This window comes from candidate division KSB1 bacterium (assembly GCA_034505495.1).
GTDB lineage: Bacteria > Zhuqueibacterota > Zhuqueibacteria > Residuimicrobiales > Krinioviventaceae > Fontimicrobium_A.
This window is the reverse complement of the sequence record JAPDQV010000005.1, coordinates 15643-35088: the sequence shown is the minus strand read 5'-3', so window position 1 is coordinate 35088 and position 19446 is coordinate 15643. Positions and strand designations below refer to the sequence as shown.

Genomic DNA, 19446 nt, shown 5'->3' with positions numbered 1-19446 from the left:
AAAAGAATGTCTTTAAAGTTGGATTTTCCGGCTATTCAGACGCGCCTCACAGCCGAAGAAATCGCCCAATTGGCCGAAGCGATCGCGCGCGCTAAAACTCTGACGATGGGGCCGTATCTGCAGGAATTTGAAAGGAACTTTGCCGAATACATCGGCAGCCGCTATGCATTCGGAGTCTGCAATGCGACGGCCGCTCTCGACTTGGCTGCTATGATTCTGGATATTGGTCCCGGCGATGAAGTTATTTTGCCGGCTCATACTTTTACGGCAACCGCCTTGGGCTTTATGCGCAAAGGATGCCGACTCGTTTTTGCCGACATTGATCCGGAAACTTTTGTGATGGATATAGATGATGTCGTCAGTAAAATCACGCCGAAGACACGCGTTGTAGTGCCGGTTCATTTGTACGGCCTGCCGGTGCAAATGGATGCGCTGATGGAAGTCGCCGAGCAGCACAACCTTTATGTGGTCGAAGACTGCGCTCAGGCGCCGGGGGCAAAATATAAAGGAAAAGCCGTCGGTACCTTCGGGGATTTCGGCTGCTTTAGTTTCCACAGCCAGAAGAACATTACGACGCTGGGAGAAGGCGGCATGATTGTTACTGATAATTCCGATTATGCTGAAAAAATCTTGGGATTACGCAAAATCGGTCAACGGCCCTTTGCAAATCAAACCGACTATTGGATTCCGGCGATGACCAACATCATCGAGGCGGTTCCCGGAGCGATTCCTCATAATTACGCTTTGGGGGAAATACAAGCCTTTGCCGGAAATCTGCTGCTCAAACGTCTGGATAAGCAATTGAAGCGCCGGTTGGAAATTCGGAATCGAATCGTCAAAAGCTTAACCCATCACCCGGAATTGATTTTTCAAAAAATTCCTTCTGAATGCGTCTCCGCCCTGCACCTGCTTCCGGCAAGAGTTTCCAAACTTTCGAATGGGGCCGGAAGAGACGAGCTGATCCGTCTGCTCTACAACAAATACAAAATCAAATGTGTCGTGCAGTATTATCCGTTGTACCGATATGAGCTCTTTCAGCGTCACGGCTATGTCTCTGCCGATTGCCCCCAAACCGACGAGTTTTTCGACAATATGATCTCCTTCCCTTTTGGAAGCGATATGACGGATGAAGAGGTCGATTATCTAATCGCTTCCGTGGATGCCGCCCTTAACGAACTGAAAGGAAAAGCGTGATGTTGCCGCAATTTCGTATTTTCAAACCGGTACCCCAATTGATCTTTGCCGCAGGAGCAGTCCGGCAGACTCCGCAAGTCCTAAATCCGCTGCGGCGAAAGGGTTATGTTGTCTTTATCATCGATCATTTTTTCAAGGATGATGAAACATTATTTTCCGCTCTCTCGCCGACGGATGAGGATCTGGTCTTTTTTCTGGACACTTCGCAGGAACCCACAACGGCGGAAGTCAATCGCCTGCGCGATAGAACGCTCGCGTACTCGGACAAACTGCCGGCCGTGGTTGTCGGCGTCGGCGGAGGGTCTACGCTCGACACGGCCAAAGCCCTGGCCGTGTTGTTGACTAATCCCGGACAGGCGGAAGATTATCAAGGCTGGGATCTGGTCAAGAACCCGGCGGTCTACAAGATCGGCATTCCGACGCTTTCGGGAACCGGAGCAGAGGTGTCGCGTACTGCCGTCCTCACCGGTCCGACGAAAAAGCAGGGCATCAACAGCGACTTTACCTTGTTCGATTTTGTCATACTGGATCCGACGCTTTTGCAGACCGTTCCTAAACTGCAGCGCTTTTATACCGGCATGGATTGCTACATCCATTGCGTAGAATCCCTTTCCGGCAACTTTATCAACGAATTTGCCGCCGCTTTTGCCTCCAAGGCGCTGGACATGTGCGCGTCTGTTTTCCTGACCGGCGGCAGCGATGCAGACCTTATGGTCGCTTCCCTTATGGGCGGTTATTCCATCGTCTATTCCGAAGTGGGATTGGTGCATGCGCTCTCTTACGGCATCAGCTGGGCCTTCCATATTCGTCACGGCGAGGCCAACTGCATCATCTTCAACGAACTGGAAAAGTATTATCCCGCATATGTCTACGAATTCCGCCGAATGCTGGACAAGCAGCAGATCGAATTGAAAATGCCGCAGGGCTTGAGTTACGACGCCGAGCTGCTCGGCAAAATGGCCGACATTGTTCTGTTGATGGAGCGGCCTTTGAACAATGCCTTGGGTTCCAATTGGCGAAAAAAGTTACCCAAGGAAGCAATCATTGAATTTTATCATACTCTACTGGAGAAGAAATGATCGTCGGCATAATACCGGCACGCGGCGGCAGCAAAGGCCTTCCCCGAAAAAACATCAAACCGATCGCCGGTTTCCCTCTCATTTATTGGACGATCGAAGCCGCCAGACAAAGCTCCCTGCTGGATGACTTTTACGTCTCGACGGAAGACCTGGAAATCGCTGATACGGCGAAACGCTACGGAGCCAAGGTACTGCTGAGGCCTCCCAAGCTGGCCTCGGACGAGACGACAACCGCGCAGGTTTTGCAGCACCATAGCCGCGAACTCGATGCCGATACAATCGTTTTGCTTCAGCCCACCTCGCCGTTGCGAAATGTCGATACGATTGATGAGGCGGTGCGCGAATTCCAAACCGGCGGGTACGACACGCTCGCGACCGGCTATTATGTGAAAACGATTGAATATGCCACGCATCAGAACCTGCGCCGGCAGGAAATCGCGGGATATTTCTATGATGACGGCAATGTCTATATTTTTGACCGCAGCGTTGTCGCTCAAGGAAAGTGGTTTGGAGAAAAAATTTGTCGCCGACTGCACCCGAAGGAACTGACCTACGAAATCGACGACCAGCTCGACTTTGACATCGTCGAAATGCTTCTTCGGCGGCGTCTGGCCCAAGGCCTTCAGCCGAGCAACTTCCATGAGCGTATCGCAGGCGTCAAGCTGTTGGCGCTGGACGTCGACGGCGTTTTGACCGATGCCGGAATGTATTACACCGAGCGCGGCGATGAGCTCAAAAAATTTAATACTCGCGACGGCCTTGGCCTTCGTTTGGTTAAGGAAAAAGGGGTAAAACTTGCTATATTGACATCGGAAAACACCGCGCTTGTAAAAAATCGCGCCGAAAAACTTCAGGTTGATTATCTGGTTCAAAGATGCTTGGATAAATCCTCGGAGCTCGAAAAAATCCTCAAGGCAGAGGGAATCGAATGGGAGCAGGCAGCCTACATCGGCGATGACCTCAATGATCTTTCCGTTTTCAATAAAGTCGGAATCGCCGTCACTGTGGCAGACGGAGCCGAGGAGCTCAAGCGAATTGCCCACTTTGTAACGCAGAGGCCCGGCGGACGGGGCGCCGTTCGGGAAGTGTGCGAATTGATTCTCCAAAGGGTGAATCTGTGACGTCGTTTTTCAGCGCTTTCGTTTTAGCGGCAAGTCTCAGTTTCGCCGTCGGCCCCGGCCTGATTCTGCAGATGGATGCGGCATTTAACCGCGGTTTTAAAGGTGGGGCTTGGGTCGTATTTGGAATTCATGGTTCGGATTTGCTGGTCATGAGCATCTCGGGGATGGGGGTTTCACAATTTTTACAGAACTCCCATAGCAAATTGATCATGGGAATCATCGGAGGGTTGATTCTTATTATCATGGGGTTACGGCTCTTAATCAAGAGAGCGAATTCAGCTTTAATCCAACAGCCTTCGAGCTCGATAGATCAAGCAAAAGAGATCTTGCCGCTTTTCCTAAAAGGGGTAATGGTCAATGTAACAAATCCAAGCGTGATCTTTTATTGGCTGACCATCACCGGCATGAGCATCAGCGTTTATGGATACCTGACCAAAGATTACTGTCTTTTTTTTATCACTCTCATTGGCACTTCCGTCTTTTTAGATTTGCTGAAGGTCTGGTTGATCGGCCGCTATCGGGCCAATATCGGCGTGCAAAAACTCGGAATTCTGAATCGGTTTATGGGAGCGGCGCTCCTCGGCATCGGAGTCTTTTTCTGTTTTCGCGCCCTTGCGATGCGTTGATTCTTTCGAAAACTCTTCCCAATAAAAACAGCTCGTTATAATTTTAAAAAAGCGTCGAAAGCTATGGGAGGAATGGACAGGCCCGTGCACAATTTTTCTATTTTTCAACCACCAATCTAAGCACTAATAAAGAGGCGATGATCGTTATCGGGGTGAATATCAATTTTTCCTGTAATGATTCGGACGCAAGGTTGCCCAAGCTATTTAAAAGCAGAAAGGCAAACATCAGCCAAAGAAACATGGTTACGGCGGAATCGAACCTTGTGATTTTAATGTAGCCGACTTTGACCGCAACTATGATTGCAAACAAAATCGTAAAAACAAGAGAGATCATTTCGAAAACGCGCCAAGTGCTTTGCAAAGTATTTACCCGCCCGCCCCAAACGATATCGGCAGGTACAAGGCCGGTTAAAACTAGGATATGAAATACAATGAGGGCACTAAAGATAATCAGCAAAATGTTTCCGGCCGATTTGGCACTTATTATTTTCTTCATTTCATACCTCCAATTCACAGTCGTATGATATAAATCCGTTTCGGCCGGATAACTTGTGTCGAATTTTTCCTTCAAAGGGCATGAGCTGGTTCGAGACCTAACTGTACGCTCTCTCCGACAATGGAAATTCGAGTTTTGCTGCGTTCCAGGATCGCTTCCGCCTCCGCAGACGGAAAGTCCAATAGACGAATCTCGTCGGCAAGCGAGTATACCATGGCGATCAAACGTGAGGCCAATCGGTTATCCCGACACAACAGCGTGGTTTCGCTTACGTACCGTTCGTTGAAACCGGCGATGACGGGAATTTTCATCAATTTCCCCAAAAGCATGCCCAAAACTCCCATTGGTCCGAGGGTGTGGACATAAATCAGCTCGCAATTCTGCTCGGAAAGCGCGAACGCAGTTTCTAAAATGGGAGGGAGATGAAAATTGAATTGACGCTGCAGTAACGCCACGGGCTTAAAATTCAGCTGCTCTTCGCAGGCGGCTTTTTCTTTATGAAGCGAAAAATAGGTGCACGTAAACCCCGATTCGAGCTCTTTCGCCAGTACATCGTGGATGTCTTCCAATTCTTCCGCGCTGCTCGGCGGGTGATCGGAAAAAACAGCAATTTTACGCGGCAGCAGTAATTCCGGCGGAAGGAATGCGCGGGCCGCCTTACGCATCAGCGGGCGATCAGCGTTTTCGGTACGGAAAGAAACCAGATACGAAATCAGCAGTGGTATCAATACGGCAAGCTTTTTGAATTTACGTAATTTGATGCCCTCGTCGTCCGATTGGATCATTTCGCTCAACAACTCATTGATCAGTCGGTTGACGACGCCGAAAAAGCGCAGATTTTGCTCATGATCGAAGCGGCGTTCCCCTTTGAGCATGGATATCACAACTTGATCCTTTAAAAACTTCTTAAAAATTTTGCTGCGGGAACGCCTGCCTTTTTTCCAGCGGATGAGCGTTTTCAGCTCGGCGCCGAGAAATGCTGCAGCCAGGGCAATACGGTTATGTTGCGTCAGCTCTTCAAAGACGTTTTCCAGGAGCTTCCATATCAGTTCGTTGTCGATCGGGTCAAATTGGTTTTTATTGCGTTTGGCAAACTGCAGAGTGACGGCCAAGGCGCCGTGCGCTACGGCAAGGGGAGAGCCGCCGTGCCCTATCGGAAGACAGCGGCCTGCGCTGATGTTGGCTAAAAGCTCTGCCGGTGTTGCTGACGTTTCCACTCGAGTATGAGGGACGGAAATCAGGATGCCGCCGTGATCATCAGAGCCGGCAATGCGGCTTTTGCGCCAGGGTTCGGCGCCGTGAGGCTCAAGCCGATGTTTTTCCGCCAACTGGTATAGACGCTCGGGCGTCAGGTGTTGAAAGATCAAGTCCAGAAGGTTGTCCGGTACCAGCTGTTTGCCGCCGTTTTTGACTTCAAAGACATTGAACAGTACGAGCATTTGCTCAAAATGATCGAGCGTCAGAGGAGGCCCCATTCGGAAAAACGGGTGGGCCAACGCGTGGACGATCCCCTCGGAACGAAGGTAAGAAATCAGCTCGTACAGATTGCGTCGGCATTTTTGAATATCGGCATGCTGTTTTTCATTGATGCCGTACGCCAGGACATGCACTTTGGCCCGATCTTGAGGAAAAAACGCGGTGATCTCTTCGCTGATGAAAAAATCCGGAAGATGAGCGATCTCCAGAGCCCCGTTTATGGTATCATGATCGGTCAGCGTGACAAAGTCCATACCGCGATTTTTAGCAATGCGATAGACGGTCAATGGATCGGAGTAGCATTCCTGGATTTTGAACTTTTCGAGCATCCAATCGTCAGCGGAGCGGGAGTAGCGGCTGTGCAGATGCAGGTCAATGCGGGAACCTTTGCCGTGCATTTTTTATCCTTCAAGTTGTTAACGTCGAAGCCATAGCGGGCTTTAGGCGGCCAAACGTTCCAAGGTTTGGCTTTTTTTTCTTTTGATGATTTCTTGGTATTGATCGAGGAGTTGGCGATTAATTTCCTGCCAATTATATCGCTGAGCGGAAATCCGCGCATTCTGCCCGAGTTTTTTGGCCAGATGAGGATAGAGCAGCAATCGTTCGACGGCGGAGGCAAAGTCGCGCGGATTTTTGGGTTTGGCGATCAGGCCGTCATGATGATGGGTGATAATGTCTGCCACACCGCCTGCAGCTACACCGACGGCCGGAATTCCGGAAGCAAAGGCCTCAAGGATGACGTTGCCGAAGGTTTCGGTTGTCGATGGGAAAACAAAGATATCTGCAGAGGCGTACCATTGCGCCAGTTCTTTACCGTAAAGGAAGCCGGTAAAATGGGCATCCGGCAGTTTTTCTTCCAATTCGGCCCGCATGGGCCCGTCGCCGACCAACACGAGCTTGAAATCGCGGCCGCGGCCGGCAAGGATGCGGGAAGCTTCGACAAGGTCTTCCAAATCCTTATGATTGATCAGCCTGCCGACGAACAGGAGGATGGGTTTGTCCTCCGCGCCGATCGAGCGCCGCAATTCAGGATTATAATAGTGCGGAGAAAAGCGGTCCAGCTCGATGCCCCTTTGCCAAAGCGAGACATTTTGAATTCCGCGCCGGCGCAGTTCAGCGAGGGCGCTTGGAGAGGGGGCAAACGTCATTTCGCACTTGTTGTGAAACCATTGCAGATAAGACCATCCGGTCGGCTCGAGCCAGGAGAGGCCGAAATAGGAAAAATAGTCTACAAAGTGTGTATGATAACTGGTGACGGCGGGAAGGGAGTTCTTGAGCGCATAGTTCAACCCTGTAAGCCCCAAAAAGCTCGGGGCGCAAATGTGAATAATGTCCGGCGAGAATTCATCCAAACGTCGTGTGATTCCCTCGAAAAACGGCAGGCCGACTTGGTAGCTCTTGTAGAGGAAAAGGGGTACCGATTTGACTTTGATTACCCTGTCTCGCCAGGAATAGGATTCGTCGGGTACGACCGGTGAAAAGAATAAAAAGTCGATGTTCTGTTCCTGCAGCGTCTCCACAAGGCGGACAAGGGTTTTAACGACACCGTCGGTATTCGGCGGTAGACTTTCGGTAAAATAGGCGACTCTCATAGTTATCCTTAGAAAAAGATGCCGACGCCGATCTTGGCGCAGGTGATTCCCAAAGTCATTCCCATTATGACGTCGCTTGGAAAATGCAGTCCGTTGTAGATGCGGGAAAATCCGATCAATCCTGCCAGAATGAAAAGCGGGATAAAAAATGCGGGCGCAAGAGTGCCGAAAAGCGTAGCCATCAAAAAGGCGGCGCCGCTGTGACCGGAAGGAAAACTGTAGCGGTCGGGAGGCGGAAGCAGACAGCGAATGCCCGGTATCTTTTCGAACGGACGGAATCTTTTTGTTTTGCTTTTCAAGATTTTATAGACACTCAACTCCAAGGCAAAAGCGAGCAGCCCGGCGGGGATCACTTTGACGGCCGCATTTCGATCGATGAACGGCAGCAGGGCGCCGATGAAGCCGTAAAAATAGCCGTCGCCAAGTCTCGACAACAGATACATGAAACCGTCGAGAGCCTTTTTACCGTTCAGGTTGAAAATGCGGTGGAAAATTCGCATATCCCAAACCGCCACAGTGTCGACAACAATTTTCAGCATGCAGCTCTCCTTTATTAAGGGTGCGTAAAGATAACCCTTAGAATTTAGGAGAGCATAAAGCGGATGTTAAGTTATTGTATGGGAGAGGGAAAGTTAATCGAAAAAGGTCGGCGTCGAAGGATCGATGAGATGGGCGCGGACCATGTCCAGGTGTCGACGGTGCGTACGGTTCTCCGAGAGCGGCGGTAGGGCATCGAAGCTGAAAAAGTCGGCTCCTTCGGTCTCGTAACTATCGAGCGCGTCGCCGCCGACCAACCGACAGAGGAAAATGATTTTGAAGGCGTGATACAGCTGCAGAGGTCTGCCCGAGCGGTTGGCGTCGCAAACGGCCACCACCTTTACCGGTTCGACAAGGTAGCCGCTTTCTTCGCGTACTTCGCGCGCCGCGGCTTCTGCAGGCCCTTCGCCCACATCCACCCACCCCCCCGGCATGCACCACAAGCCGTCTTGACGTTCCTTGACCAGCAGGATCCTGCCGTCGCGCAGTACCGCACTGCGGACGTCAATCTTGGGCGTGGCGTAGCCCGGCTGCGCCAGCATATCGGCCAACAGTTCTTCCTTGCCGAAATCGGTATGATAAGCGGCAATTTCCGCGGCAATTTCCATCAATCGGCGGTTGCGGTCTATTTCATACTCATTGTGTGCAAAAGTAAGGCCTGTCTGTGCCAAAGCCTGAATTTCCCGCGCCCACTTGAGCCAGAGAGGAATTTCAGCCATTGATTACCTTTCGAGATTGAGTTTCGGTTAGAGAAGTCAATAAGGAATACGCCTGGGATTTTCCATCCATTTTGCCAACACCTTTCGCCCCTCCTCCTGCAGCGCCTGCCGCATCGGCAAGGAGCGTTCAGCAGGCGGAATGTGTAACTCCTGATAGAGCCGTTCGTCATCAAAGCCTGCCGCTGCGGCGTCGCGACGGTCGGCTGCATAGACCACCCTCTCGATTCGCGCCCAATAGACGGCCGCAAGGCACATGGGGCAAGGCTCGCAGCTCGCATAAAGCGTGCAGCGGGAAAGCTCCCAAGTGCCGATCAGCCGGCACGCTTGGCGGATGGCGACCACCTCGGCATGAGCCGTCGGATCAAAGGTTGCTACAACCTGATTCCAGCCCTCGGCCAGGATTCGGCCTTCTTTTACGATCACGGCGCCGAACGGGCCGTGCTTTCCGTCGCTCGACTTTTCCTCGGCCAATTGAATGGCCCGCTTGAGGAAGCGAATATCCTGCTCGTCGATGTTCATAAGATTCGACAGACCAATCCTTTCAAATAAGTGCCTTCGGGAAAGGAAAGCAGGATGGGGTGATCGGAAGCCTGTCCGAGCACGCGCAATATTTGTGCATCGCGGCCGGCATCCAGCGCGGCGTCAGCGACGATCTTTTGAAACAAAGCCGGCGATACATGTCCCGAGCATGAAAAAGTCAGCAGCACGCCGTTCGGCCGCAGCAGCTGCATGGCCAGCATGTTGATGTCCTTGTAGCCGCGGCTTGCCTGCTGAACCTGCCGGCTGCTCTCGGCAAATTTCGGCGGATCCAGAATGACGACGTCGAAAAGACGATTCTCCTCCCGCAGCCTGCGCAGCAACTGAAAGACGTCGCCGCGCAGGGTCTGCATGCGCTCGGGATCGAAACCGTTCTCTACGGCATTGCGTCGACATAGATCAAGGGCCGTCTGCGACGAGTCGATATTGAGCACGCTCCGTGCACCAGCGTTTAGAGCATGCAATCCAAAGCCGCCGCTGTAGCTGAAGGCGTTGAGCACCTCGGCTCCGCGGCAGTAATCCGCTGCTGCGGCATAGTTTTCCCGCTGATCCAAATAGAGCCCCGTTTTGTGACCGCGGCGAATGTCGACGAACAGCTTTAGGCTGTTTTGTGTGACCCTGATCAGCTCCGGCGGCTCCTCCCCCCACAGGCGGCCGCTGCGCATCGGCAGGCCCTCCTGCTGCCTTACTTTGACGTCCGAGCGCTCGTAAATGCACTGCCACTCGCCGCCGGCGGCAAAGGCGCCGATGATTGTCTCGCGCCAAAATTCGGCACCGGCGGAGAGAAACTGACAGACGAGCGTGCGGTCGTAGCGGTCGATTATGACACCCGGCAGGCCGTCCGATTCCGAGTTCACCAAACGGAAAGCTGTGTTGCCTTTTTCGACGAGCGGAGCGCGCAGGTCGGTCGCTTTTCGGCATCGGCTGCGGACAAGTTCCGCATCAACCTGCGTCTCTTCGTCGAACGTCCACATCCGAACGCGAATCTGCGAGTGCGGCGACCAGGCGCCGCGACCGAGAACCCGACCGTCGGCAGCGACCACTTTTACCGTCTCGCCGAGAGCGGCTTCGCCTTCCGTCCGACTCACTGCACCTGAAAAGATCCACGGGTGGCGCCGTAGAAGCGATTCCTCGCGGCCTGCCTTGAGATAAACCTGCATGTCCCTTTCCACAGTTGGACAGATACTCTTTTATTCTGCAATATACTCTGCCCGAAAACACTTTGCAATTGCTTTTCCTGGCATTTTTGTTTACATTTTTTTAAACATGTGGAGGCTTAAAATCCTGTGATAACGCGAATCGAACGAGCGCATAAAGCGGATCTTTTCGACCCCGAAGCCCAGGCGATTGTGAGCGGAGCCGCCGATTTGGGAATTAAAACGATCGAACGGGTCTTCTTTTTTCATGTTACCTATCTGCTGGGTGATTTAACACCTGCGGATAAACGACGGATTGCCGAGGAATTGTTGACCGATCGCGTCACACAAGACTATGCCGTCGACGGCTATTTGCGGCGCGCAGCGGGCGATGCCTGGTCGGTCGAAATCACCTACAATCGCGGCGTAACGGATATGGTTGCCGAGACGACCCTCAAGGCCGTGCGGGATCTCGGCATCGAAGGTGTTCAAGATGCAAAAACGGCCCGACGCTATGAAATCATCGGCCGCTTGTCCGATGCACAGAAAGAGCTGATCGTGCAGAAGCTGCTGATGAACAAGGTAAACGAACATGTTGTCCAGCCCGGCGAAGAAATCTTTATGCCGAAGGTCGAGGACCGCTTTGAATTGGTGCACGTGCCCATTTTGCAGGCCTCGCCGGAAGAGTTGATGCGCATCAGCCGAGAGCGCGATCTGTTTCTCAATTTAGCCGAGATGTCGGCCATTCAGGAGCATTTCCGCAGGCTGAACCGCGAACCGACCGACGTCGAGCTGGAGATGCTGGCTCAAACCTGGTCAGAGCATTGTTCGCATAAAACCCTAACCGGCCTGGTCGAATACAACGGCGAGGTGATCGATAATCCCTTGAAAAAGACCATCTTTCAAGTCACCCGCGAGCTGAACAAACCTTGGTGTTTGTCGGTTTTCAAGGACAATGCCGGCGTCATCGAATTCGATGACCAGTATGCGGTCTGTTTTAAGGTGGAAACTCATAATCATCCGAGCGCCATGGAACCCTACGGCGGTGCCAACACCGGCATCGGCGGCGTCATTCGCGACCCACTGGGGACCGGTTTGGGCGCCAAGCCGATCATCAATACGGACGTCTTTTGCTTTGGGCCGGTCGACATGCGGCATGAAGATCTGCCCAAAGGCGTTCTGCATCCCAAAAGGGTTATGCAGGGCGTTGTCGCCGGAGTGCGGGATTACGGCAACCGTATGGGCATTCCCACCTGCAACGGCGCTGTTTTTTTCGATGAACGCTATCTTGGGAATCCGCTGGTCTTTTGCGGCAATGTGGGTTTGATCCCGCGCAATATGATCGAAAAAACGGTCACGGCTGGCGACTATATTGTCGTGGTGGGAGGTAGAACCGGACGTGACGGGATCCACGGGGCCACCGCCTCCTCGGGCGAACTGCACTCTGAAAGCGAGGAGATCTGGAGCGGCGCCGTGCAGATCGGTAATCCCATTGTCGAAAAAAAGCTGGTCGATACGCTGCTGCAGGCGCGTGATCGCGGACTTTATCGCGCCATTACGGACTGCGGCGCCGGCGGGCTTTCTTCCGCCGTCGGCGAGCTGGCCAAATCGACCGGCGCCGAGGTCGATCTCGAAAAGGTGCCGCTCAAATACCACGGCCTGACCTACATGGAAATCTGGATTTCAGAGGCGCAGGAGCGGATGGTGATCTTTGTTCCGCCCGACAAACTGGAGGAGGCGTTGACGCTCTTTGCATCCGAAGACGTCGAAGCGACGGTCATCGGCCGGACTACGGGCGACAAAAAAATTCGCCTGCGTTATCAGGGGCAGGTTGTCGGCGAGCTGGATATGGAGTTCCTGCATGAGGGCTTGCCTCGAATCGTCCGTAAGGCCGTCTGGCAGCCGCCGCAGATCGTCGAATCGCCGGGTAAGCCTGCGCATGACTTGGGGCAAGTTCTCCATCGGATCCTGGCGGCGCCGAACGTCTGCAGCAAGGAGTGGGTGATTCGCCAATACGATCACGAAGTGCAGGCCGGAAGCGTGCTAAAGCCTCTCGTCGGCGTCGAAAATGACGGTCCCGGCGACGCCTGCATCGTACGACCGCGTCTCGATTCGCTGCGCGCCGTGATTTTGTCAAACGGCCTCAATCCCAAATACGGTCTCATTGATCCCTATTGGATGGCGGCCTCGGCCATCGACGAAGCCCTCCGCAACATCATAGCCGTCGGCGGCAGCCTGGAACGTACGGCGCTGCTCGATAATTTCTGCTGGGGAAACACCGACAAACCCGATCGGCTCGGCGGCCTGATGCGCGCCGCTCAAGCCTGCTACGATACGGCCAAGATCTTTGCGACCCCCTTTATCTCCGGTAAGGACAGTTTGAACAATGAATTCCAGACCGAAACCGGCGAAAGCATCGCTATTCCGCCCACATTGCTGATCTCGGCCATTTCCGTCATGGAAGACTGCACCAAGGCGGTCAGCATGGATCTCAAAAGGCCGGAGAATCCCCTTTACATGGTCGGACTGACCAAAAACGAGCTGGGCGGCTCCCATTATCTGGAGCTCATCGGCGGATCGTCTGCCGCCGTACCGCATGTAGACGCAAAAGCGGCCAAAAAGTTGTTTCAAGCTCTCTCCGCAGCAATGGCTGCGGGAACGGTTGCGGCCTGCCATGACTGCTCCGAAGGCGGCATCGGTGTCGCCCTGGCGGAAATGGCGTTCGCCGGCGGGTTGGGCGCTGATGTCGATTTGTCCGCCCTACCGGCTGAGGGTGTCGACCGCGACGACCTGCTGCTCTTTTCCGAATCGAACAGCCGCTTCGTGGTGGAGGTGAAAGCAGAAAAGAGCCGCGAGTTCGAAGAAATGCTGAAGGGTCTTCCGCATGCCAAGATCGGCAGGGTCACAAAAGACAACCGACTGCGCATCAAAGGGCTGGGCGGCGACGAGATCGTCTCTGAACCGATTGCGGCACTGAAAGAATCTTGGCAAACGACTTTGAGGTGGTAATGGCAAAAGTAAGAGTACTTGTTCTCCGAGCTGCCGGCTCGAACTGCGATCAGGAAACCAAATTCGCCTTTGATGCCGTCGGCGGGCAGGCCGACTTGGTTCATATTAATCGTCTCCTCGAGGGGACCGTCAGCTTGCGGGATTACCAAATCTTGGCCGTTCCGGGAGGCTTTACCTACGGCGACGATATTTCGGCGGGCAAGGTGCTTGCCAACCAACTGCGCCTCAAGCTGGCGGATCAGCTGCAGGACTTTTATGCCGCCGGAAAGCTTATCATTGGAATTTGCAACGGCTTTCAGGTGTTGGTCAAGGCAGGTTTGCTGCCGCGGCTCGATCTAAGCGCCGGCCAGGAGGTGACGCTCACCTACAACGACTCGGGAAAATTCGAGGACCGTTGGGTATACCTTCATGTAAACCAAACCCCCTGTGTTTTTACTCAAGGCATGCCTCAGATCGTTAGGCTGCCTGTGGCGCATGCAGAGGGAAAGTTTGTCGTACGAAACGAAACGGTGCTGCAGGAGTTGAAACAAAAAAAGCAAATTGTTTTGCAGTACGTCGATAAAGACGGCAATCCGGCAGGCTATCCGATGAATCCGAACGGTTCCATTGAAGGTATTGCCGGAATATGCGATGAAAGCGGCAGGATCTTTGGACTGATGCCGCATCCCGAGCGTCACTTTCACCCCACGCATCATCCGCAATGGACGCGCTTAGGCCTGGCTAAAGAAGGGGATGGAGTAACCGTTTTCCGCAACGCCGTCAATTATTTCAAAGCCTAAATCGATGGTCGGGTTGAACATGAGCGAAGACATCAGTCATATTCTCCGCAATTGGCCGTTCGACGAGCAGGACCTTAACGTCCGCTATATCAAGGGTGACGACGGAACCATCAAGGTGCAGATGCGCCTCGATTTGGGTATTATGCAGATGGAATTGGACGGCCGTCCGGACGGGCAACGACCGCATAACGCCGATTCCTATTTCGAATATTTCGAATCGCAGGCCAAAATGCTGAGCAGCGCGGGTCACCCCAAGATGTTTCATCTTTCACCCGAAGATTGCGTCAAGCTGCAGTTGGAAGCCGTACAATACTATCACCGCTATCTTGCGCTCATGAAGCTGCGCGATTTTCCGCGCGTCGTTCGTGATACCTCGCGCAATCTACGCCTTTTTACTTTTATCGAACGCTATTGCGACAATGACGAAATTGTCTGGCAGTTCATCCAGCATCGTCCGTATGTGATCATGATCAACGCGCGTGCCCGTGCCATGCTGGAAATCGAGCACGGGGACTATCAGATGGCGTTGGACATCATACATGACGGTATTTCAAGTATTCGCGAGTTTAATGAAAAATGGAGTGATCGCGTGGGGCCCGACTTTCCTGAACTCGAGTTTTTGGAGTCGTGGTATAAGGAAATTTCCGAATTGCGACCGCTCTCTGAAAAAGAAAGGCTGATGCAGGAATTGGAGCGGGCCGTATCCATCGAGGATTACGAGCGCGCAGCAATTCTGCGCGACAAGCTGGCGGCTTTGGAAAAGTTGTTGAAATTCTGAAAAAGACAGGAGATGCTCTATGAATTTGCAGAATAAACGGGTTGCCATATTGATCGGACCGCAATTTCATGATGAAGAAACACCGGTGCCGCGCGACTATTTGCGCGCATTAGGCGCAGAAGTAGACGTGGTCGGTTTGGACGATTCCGAGCTCACCGGCAAATACGGCAGGCTGACTTTAAAGCCGGACAAGACGATTCATCAAATCAAGGTTGAGGATTACGACGGCATCATTATTCCCGGCGGCGGAGCGCCGGAGCGCATCCGCGTCGATGAGACGGCGCTGCGGTTTGTACGCGAGTTTTGGAAGACCGGGCGGCCGATCGGCGTGATCTGCCACGGACCCCAGGTGCTCATTTCGGCAAAGGTTCTCGAGGGCGTCAAATTGACCTGCTATGTCGGTATTCGCGACGACGTCATTAACGCGGGCGCCATTTACGTGGACGAGCCGGTTTGTGTGGACGGCCAGGTGATCAGCTCGCGCAAACCCGAAGACTTGCCGTTCTTCAATAAGGCTTTCGCCGAAGCATTGGCCGGGCACTTGACTGATGCCGCCGATCGAGACCTTGATCCGTTGTCGGCGCTTGAGGTGGCGGTCAGCCGTGAAAAGGGCGCCATGGATTTCTACACTAATTGTTCGAACCAATTTCAAGAGCCGCGAGTAAAGAATAAATTTGCCTACCTGGCGGCGATCGAAAAGGGGCACTTTGAGCAGTTGTCGGATCTCTATCGCAAGCTTTCCGGCGGCAAGGAGCCGAAGGTCGATGTTTCCAAAACCGAATTAAGCGGCAAGACAGTTGCGCCGGACATCACGGCCGAGCAGGCCGTCGATCTTGGAATTCGCGCCGAAGAAAAGGCTTACGAATTCTATCGTGCGGCGGCGGCAAAATCTAAAGGCAAAAAGGTCAAGGAAATGTTTGAATACCTGGCAGCCGAAGAGCTGGAGCATAAACGATTGCTGTTATTGGATAAAGCCGTTGCGGAAGGCGGTCAGGGTCATTTCCAGTGGGCGACGCATTTCGATATTCCGCCCGGCATGGAAGATTTGTGGTAGGATGGAAAAGCAGGAGAGGTGTTCTCACTCCCGTTAAAGGGCAAAAAATCTCAAAACGGAGGACGTGACATGAAAAAGACAGTGTGTCTGGCGGCGTTACTGGTATTTTCAACGGCGATCCTCAAAGCGCAAATTTCGGATGGGGGATTGAGCTACATGGGCAGTTCGGGCAACGTTTTCTATGGCGGCATCGGCCTTACCGCCATTGATTCGGACAAGGGATCGGAGACTTATTTCAACGTGCACTTGCGTCCGGAATTTGCTTTCGGCAAATTGGGCGTCGGTTTAAACGTAAATTTGCTGTTCAACACAAAGGATGGTAAGCTTCGCTCGCAGGATTGGGATCAACCCACAGACATCCTTCAGCAAATCCGCTACATTCGTTGGGGAAGAAAGAACGATCCGCTTTATGTACATGCCGGAACCATGGATGCCGCCCGCCTTGGACATGGATCGGTTCTCAATTACTATACCAATGCTGCTTCCTATGACAGCCGTAAATTCGGCGGAGCGCTTGATATCGATTTCGGTTCCTTCGGTTTCGAGTCGGTTTTTAGCAACTTTGCGCGTGCAGAAATTATCGGCGGTCGGGTCTACGGACGACCTTTGCGTTCCGTGCTGGATGTGCCGGTGCTCAAGAATCTCACCCTCGGCGGAACTTTGGTGCGCGATGTGGATCCCGACGGCGTTTCCGCCACTTCCGACGGTGTTTCGGTCTACGGAGCCGATCTTGAGCTCCCGATCGTCAAAAAGAGCAGCTTGGGACTCTATTTCTACTACGATTGGTCGCAGATTTACGGCTACAGCTCGATCGAGCAAAAGAGCCGCACTTTCGGTAACGGCCATTACGGCGGCGTGGCGTTCGATTTAAGCAGCCTGGCCGGCAATACCGAGCTGCATGCCAAGTTCGAACGACGAGTCCTCAGCAAGGAGTTCGTCCCCTCCTTTTTCGATGCCTTTTATGAAATACAACGTTATAACAAAGAGCTGAACCTTCACAAAACGGATCTGCTGCTCGGCATGCAGGACGAGGTTAAGGGATGGTTCGGCGAGTTATGGGGCCGTGTGATGGACGACAAAATCCGTCTGCTGGGCATGTACAGCTATTATGACAAAGAAGAATTGGGCGGTACCCTCCATTTCGCTTTCGATGCACCGAACCTGATGCCGGTGCTGGCCATGCATGCGACTTACGATAAAATACAGATCGAAACCATCGGCGACGTTCTGACGCTGGACAATCGCAGCTTGGCGCGCGCCGGAATCGGTTACAAGATCAATCCCTATCTGATTCTGTATGTCGACTATATCTGGACCTTCGAAGAGACCGAGCCCGGCAGCGGCGTTTTCCAACCGCAGGAACGGTTCGAACCCAAACTGGTTTTGTCGGTCAAATTCTAACGGCGTTTATAATGGGGGGAAACCGGAATTCGCATGCGAAGCGGATTATTCGTCCGCTTCGCATTTTTGTTTGCGATCTACTCGATTTTCTCTATCCGCCGCTTTGCCTGCTCTGCCGTCAGCGACTTGACAATGCAGGGGACTTTGTCTGCTCGAACTGCTGCTCTCTGTTAAGACCATCGACCAGGTTGACTCTTCCTGCTGAACAGACGGGCAGTCATTTATTGCATCCCTGCTGGTTTACTTTGTCCACCGCTTTTTTTTCTTACACTCCTGAACTGCAAAAGATCATTCATGCTTTCAAATACCAAGGCCTATCACGGCTGGATGCTTTTTTCGAAAAAGAAATCCTAAAGCGCTGGGCAAGCCTTACTCTCGAAGGAGACTGCCTGGTTCCGGTTCCTCTGCATTCGGCGCGACTTCGGGAACGGGGCTATAATCAATCGGAGGTGTTGGCGCAATTGTTTTCACGGCAGATCGGCTTGCCCTGCGCCGCCGGTGTCCTTGAACGCGTTCGTTATACGGAGCAGCAGGCAAAATTAAATGCCGAAGAAAGGCGCAGGAATGTGCAGGGAGCATTTCTCGTCCGCCATCCTGACTCAGTGCGGCGTCGTCACATTGTTTTGGTGGATGACGTGCTCACAACCGGAAGCACTTTGAACGAATGCTCGCGCGTTCTTAAGGCCGCCGGCGCTGCGCGAATAGACGTGCTCACGCTGGCGCGCGTTGAATGATCTAACAAATTGTAAAGCTTGACTTTTATCCTAAAGATTGCTATTTTATTTTATAATTATTTCATGCTCTTATATCTGCCGAAAGCGTTTGACGCTCTACCGGCCCGGTCTTAGAAAAGAATTTGGAGGATAACATGGCAATCAAAATTGGAATTAATGGCTATGGTCGTATCGGTCGCCTGGTTTTGCGGGCGGGCATCAACAATCCTAATGTAGAGTTTGTGGGCATTAATGACCCCTTTATCGATGCTCCTTACATGGCGTACATGACCAAGTACGATTCCGTGCATGGCCGCTTTAAAGGAACCGTTACTTCCGAAGATAACAAGCTGATCGTCAACGGCAAGCCGATTCAAGTTTTTACCGAAAAAGAGCCGAGCCAGATTCCTTGGGGACAAATTGGCGCAGACTATGTGATCGAGGCTTCCGGCGCTTTTACCGAAATTCCCAAGGCCGAAGGGCATCTGAAAGCCGGAGCAAAGAAGGTCGTCATTACCGCGCCTTCCAAAGACGCGCCGATGTTCGTTATGGGCGTAAATCATACCTCCTATCGCAAAGACATGGACATTATTTCCAACGCTTCCTGCACCACCAACTGCCTGGCGCCGTTGGCAAAAGTGGTGCACGACAAGTTCGGTATTCTTGAAGGTTTGATGACTACTGTTCATGCCGTTACCGCGACGCAAAAGACGGTCGACGGTCCCTCTAAGAAGGACTGGCGCGGCGGCCGCGGCGCCGGCTTCAACATTATCCCCTCCAGCACCGGCGCTGCCAAGGCGGTCGGCAAAGTCATTCCGGAACTGAACGGCAAGTTGACCGGCATGGCCTTCCGTGTACCGACGGCGGACGTTTCCGTGGTCGACCTCACCTGCCGCTTGGCCAAGCCCGCCACCTATGATGAGATCTGCCAGGCCATGAAGGAGGCCTCTGAAGGCTCCATGAAAGGCATCATTGCCTACGTCGATGAAGACGTGGTTTCCAGCGACTTTATCGGCGAATCCTGCACCTGTATTTTCGACGCCAAAGCCGGCATTCAGCTTTCCGATACTTTTGTCAAGCTGGTTGCCTGGTATGATAATGAGTGGGGCTACTCCTGCAAAGTTCTTGATTTGGTACTTTATATCGCTTCAGTAAAATAACTATTATTTTCGCGCGGGGTCGGCTGTTCGGCCGATCCC

18 protein-coding genes are annotated in these 19446 nt (G+C 52.8%); 11 read left to right on the top strand and 7 right to left on the bottom strand.

Going from position 1 to position 19446, the window contains the following annotated elements; genetic code table 11:
- Nucleotides 1-6: 6 nt before the first annotated feature.
- Genes ONB24_03530 through ONB24_03515 form a run of 4 tightly spaced genes read left to right on the top strand, consistent with a single transcriptional unit; the run spans nucleotide 7 to nucleotide 4020 of the window.
- Nucleotides 7-1194: a DegT/DnrJ/EryC1/StrS family aminotransferase gene (locus ONB24_03530; protein MDZ7315173.1), complete on the top strand. Its 1188-nt coding sequence runs from the start codon at nucleotides 7-9 to the stop codon at nucleotides 1192-1194.
- Nucleotides 1194-2273, top strand: a complete 1080-nt coding sequence (locus tag ONB24_03525) for an iron-containing alcohol dehydrogenase family protein (protein MDZ7315172.1) — start codon at nucleotides 1194-1196, stop codon at nucleotides 2271-2273. The genes ONB24_03530 and ONB24_03525 overlap by 1 nt, the downstream gene beginning before the upstream one ends.
- Nucleotides 2270-3394 (top strand): acylneuraminate cytidylyltransferase, encoded by a 1125-nt coding sequence (locus tag ONB24_03520; GenBank protein MDZ7315171.1) that lies wholly within the window; start codon nucleotides 2270-2272, stop codon nucleotides 3392-3394. Before ONB24_03525 ends, ONB24_03520 begins: the two co-directional genes overlap by 4 nt.
- Complete coding sequence (locus ONB24_03515) at nucleotides 3391-4020, top strand: LysE family translocator (protein ID MDZ7315170.1); 630 nt, start codon at nucleotides 3391-3393, stop codon at nucleotides 4018-4020. Before ONB24_03520 ends, ONB24_03515 begins: the two co-directional genes overlap by 4 nt.
- A 97-nt stretch (nucleotides 4021-4117) precedes the next feature.
- On the opposite strand, the gene ONB24_03510 is transcribed toward ONB24_03515, so the two are convergent.
- The 7 genes from ONB24_03510 to ONB24_03480 all read right to left on the bottom strand — a co-directional run bounded on the left by ONB24_03510 (nucleotide 4118) and on the right by ONB24_03480 (nucleotide 10537).
- On the bottom strand, nucleotides 4118-4591 hold the full coding sequence (locus ONB24_03510; GenBank protein MDZ7315169.1) for a hypothetical protein: 474 nt from the start codon (nucleotides 4589-4591) through the stop codon (nucleotides 4118-4120).
- Complete coding sequence (locus ONB24_03505) at nucleotides 4588-6390, bottom strand: hypothetical protein (GenBank protein MDZ7315168.1); 1803 nt, start codon at nucleotides 6388-6390, stop codon at nucleotides 4588-4590. The genes ONB24_03510 and ONB24_03505 overlap by 4 nt, the downstream gene beginning before the upstream one ends.
- A 42-nt stretch (nucleotides 6391-6432) precedes the next feature.
- Nucleotides 6433-7584 (bottom strand): glycosyltransferase family 1 protein, encoded by a 1152-nt coding sequence (locus ONB24_03500; GenBank protein MDZ7315167.1) that lies wholly within the window; start codon nucleotides 7582-7584, stop codon nucleotides 6433-6435.
- Between the two features lie 8 nt (nucleotides 7585-7592).
- Complete coding sequence (locus ONB24_03495; protein ID MDZ7315166.1) at nucleotides 7593-8123, bottom strand: phosphatase PAP2 family protein; 531 nt, start codon at nucleotides 8121-8123, stop codon at nucleotides 7593-7595.
- A gap of 93 nt (nucleotides 8124-8216) precedes the next feature.
- Nucleotides 8217-8840: an NUDIX hydrolase gene (locus tag ONB24_03490; GenBank protein MDZ7315165.1), complete on the bottom strand. Its 624-nt coding sequence runs from the start codon at nucleotides 8838-8840 to the stop codon at nucleotides 8217-8219.
- 36 nt (nucleotides 8841-8876) lie between these two features.
- Nucleotides 8877-9359, bottom strand: coding sequence for a nucleoside deaminase (locus ONB24_03485; GenBank protein MDZ7315164.1), 483 nt, complete (start codon nucleotides 9357-9359; stop codon nucleotides 8877-8879).
- Nucleotides 9356-10537, bottom strand: coding sequence for a class I SAM-dependent methyltransferase (locus ONB24_03480; GenBank protein MDZ7315163.1), 1182 nt, complete (start codon nucleotides 10535-10537; stop codon nucleotides 9356-9358). The genes ONB24_03485 and ONB24_03480 overlap by 4 nt, the downstream gene beginning before the upstream one ends.
- A gap of 126 nt (nucleotides 10538-10663) precedes the next feature.
- Between ONB24_03480 and purL the strand changes: the two genes are divergently transcribed.
- The 7 genes from purL (at nucleotide 10664) to gap (ending at nucleotide 19407) form a co-directional block, all read left to right on the top strand.
- Nucleotides 10664-13522: a phosphoribosylformylglycinamidine synthase subunit PurL gene (gene purL, locus ONB24_03475; GenBank protein MDZ7315162.1), complete on the top strand. Its 2859-nt coding sequence runs from the start codon at nucleotides 10664-10666 to the stop codon at nucleotides 13520-13522.
- Complete coding sequence (gene purQ / locus ONB24_03470; protein MDZ7315161.1) at nucleotides 13522-14301, top strand: phosphoribosylformylglycinamidine synthase I; 780 nt, start codon at nucleotides 13522-13524, stop codon at nucleotides 14299-14301. Before purL ends, purQ begins: the two co-directional genes overlap by 1 nt.
- Nucleotides 14302-14305: 4 nt before the next feature.
- Nucleotides 14306-15079, top strand: a complete 774-nt coding sequence (locus tag ONB24_03465; protein MDZ7315160.1) for a UvrB/UvrC motif-containing protein — start codon at nucleotides 14306-14308, stop codon at nucleotides 15077-15079.
- Nucleotides 15080-15098: 19 nt separating this feature from the next.
- The gene (locus ONB24_03460; protein MDZ7315159.1) at nucleotides 15099-16133 is read left to right on the top strand and encodes a DJ-1/PfpI/YhbO family deglycase/protease; all 1035 of its coding nucleotides are present in this window, start codon (nucleotides 15099-15101) and stop codon (nucleotides 16131-16133) included.
- A gap of 69 nt (nucleotides 16134-16202) precedes the next feature.
- The gene (locus tag ONB24_03455) at nucleotides 16203-17534 is read left to right on the top strand and encodes a hypothetical protein (protein MDZ7315158.1); all 1332 of its coding nucleotides are present in this window, start codon (nucleotides 16203-16205) and stop codon (nucleotides 17532-17534) included.
- A 245-nt stretch (nucleotides 17535-17779) separates the two neighbouring features.
- On the top strand, nucleotides 17780-18268 hold the full coding sequence (locus ONB24_03450; GenBank protein MDZ7315157.1) for a ComF family protein: 489 nt from the start codon (nucleotides 17780-17782) through the stop codon (nucleotides 18266-18268).
- A 134-nt stretch (nucleotides 18269-18402) separates the two neighbouring features.
- Nucleotides 18403-19407: a type I glyceraldehyde-3-phosphate dehydrogenase gene (gene gap, locus ONB24_03445; protein ID MDZ7315156.1), complete on the top strand. Its 1005-nt coding sequence runs from the start codon at nucleotides 18403-18405 to the stop codon at nucleotides 19405-19407.
- Nucleotides 19408-19446: the final 39 nt, after the last annotated feature.